The 1,810-nt window shown below is 29.3% G+C and carries 2 protein-coding genes; both read left to right on the top strand.

The features are described from left to right. The first annotated feature begins 329 nt into the window (after positions 1–329). The gene (gene buk, locus ACI3VO_RS01155) at positions 330–1,400 is read left to right on the top strand and encodes a butyrate kinase (RefSeq protein WP_439756143.1); all 1,071 of its coding nucleotides are present in this window, start codon (positions 330–332) and stop codon (positions 1,398–1,400) included. Positions 1,401–1,490: 90 nt separating this feature from the next. Next, the coding region (locus ACI3VO_RS01150; RefSeq protein WP_439756142.1) for a phosphate acyltransferase at positions 1,491–1,810 on the top strand (320 nt) is incomplete at its 3' end.

Here is a 1,810-nt window from a genome sequence, read left to right as displayed (position 1 = left end):
ATTATAGTAGGTTTACTTTGTTCAACTGTTGGAGCAGCAGCAACTAGATTATTTCCAGGAGTTGAAGATGGAATATTTACAATAACTACAATAGGTGTATTAAATCCAGTACTTGCAGGAATTGTTTAGTAAATACTGATTTGGCATTAATGATAGCATATATAATTTCAGCAGTTACTTTATATGTTGTAAGTATGAATGATAAAAAAGGTAAAATTCAGAAAGAATCAGTTATATAAAATTTATAAATATTTTATATATTAAATAAAATAAAAATAAGAAATCATATGAAAAATAAAAATCAAGAAATAAAGCAAGGGAGGAGAAAAATGTCTTATAGAGTTTTAGCAATAAATCCAGGATCTACATCGACAAAATTTGCTGTATATGAGGATGAAAAACCGATATTAGTAAAAGGAATAGAACATAGTGTTGATGAAATTTCAAAGTTTAATAACATATTAGATCAATATGAAATGAGAAAAGAGCAAATACATAATGTATTAGATGAAAATAATATAGATTTAAAAACTATAGATACTATAGTTGGTAGATGTGGAGGGCTTCCACCAGTAAAAAGTGGTGCTTATCAAATAAACGATGCTATGATAGACAGACTGAGAAATAATCCTACTTTAGAACATGCATCTAATTTAGGCGCTGTTATAGCTTATTCTCTATCAAAAGAAATAGGTGTAGACGCCTATATATACGATCCAGTTTGTGTAGATGAAATAATAGATATAGCTAGACCTTCAGGTCTGAAGGAGATGGACAGACATTGTTTAACTCATGCTTTAAATACAAGAGCTATGGCTATAAAATATGCAAAGATGAATGGCAAAGATTACAATGATTTAAACTTAATAGTTGCACATTTAGGTGGAGGAATTAGTTTAAATGTACATGAAAAAGGTCGTATTATAGATTTTATATCTGATGAAGAGGGTCCTTTCTCACCAGAACGTGCAGGAAAGCTACCTGTGACTAGAGTAATAGATTTGTGCTACAGTGGAAAATACAATCATAAAGAAATGAAAAAAAGAGTTAGAGGACAAGGTGGCATATTCTCTTATCTAAATACTGTAGATGCTAGAGAGGTAGAAGCTAAAATAGAAAGTGGAGATGAATACGCAAAATTAATATACGATGCAATGGCGCTTCAAATAGCAAAAGGAATAGGCGAACTAGCTACTGTTGTAAATGGAGAAGTAGATTCTATAATTATTACAGGTGGAATAGCTTATTCTAAATACATAGCTGAAAGTATTAAAAACAGGGTTAAATTTATTGCTCCAGTGGAAATATTGCCAGGTGAAAATGAATTAGAAGCTCTTGCATTTGGAGGACTTAGAGTTTTACGTGGAGAAGAAAAAGCTAGAATTTATAAAGAAGACTAATTTATAATTTTAAGCATATAAATAGTAAAATCGAATAAATTATGCTCGAAAATATCTAAAAAAATTAAAATAGCGTCAAGGAGAAAAACGATGATTAAAAAATTAAATCAAATATTAGATGTTTTAAAAGGAAGCGACAAGGTAGTTTTATCAGTTGCAGCAGCTCATGATGAAGAAGTATTGTTAGCTATAAAAAGTGCTGTTCAAATGAATATAATAATACCTATATTAGTAGGTCAAGAACAAAAAATAAGAGAAATATCAAAAAAAATAAATTTCGATTTAGATGGAATAAAAATAATAGATAAAGAAACTATAGAGGAATGTGCAGAAACTGCTGTTAAATTAGTTTCTTCTAAGGAAGCAGACTTTGTTATGAAGGGACTTTTAGATACTTCTGTAATATTAAA

This window comes from Intestinibacter sp. (assembly GCF_051866655.1).
Classification (GTDB): domain Bacteria; phylum Bacillota; class Clostridia; order Peptostreptococcales; family Peptostreptococcaceae; genus Intestinibacter.
This window is presented reverse-complemented; position numbering and strand designations above follow the sequence as displayed.

Bases quoted from the DNA above. Each gene is read 5' to 3' on its own strand.
- buk (WP_439756143.1), top strand. From the start codon at position 330: ATGTCTTATAGAGTTTTAGCAATAAATCCAGGATCTACATCGACAAAA.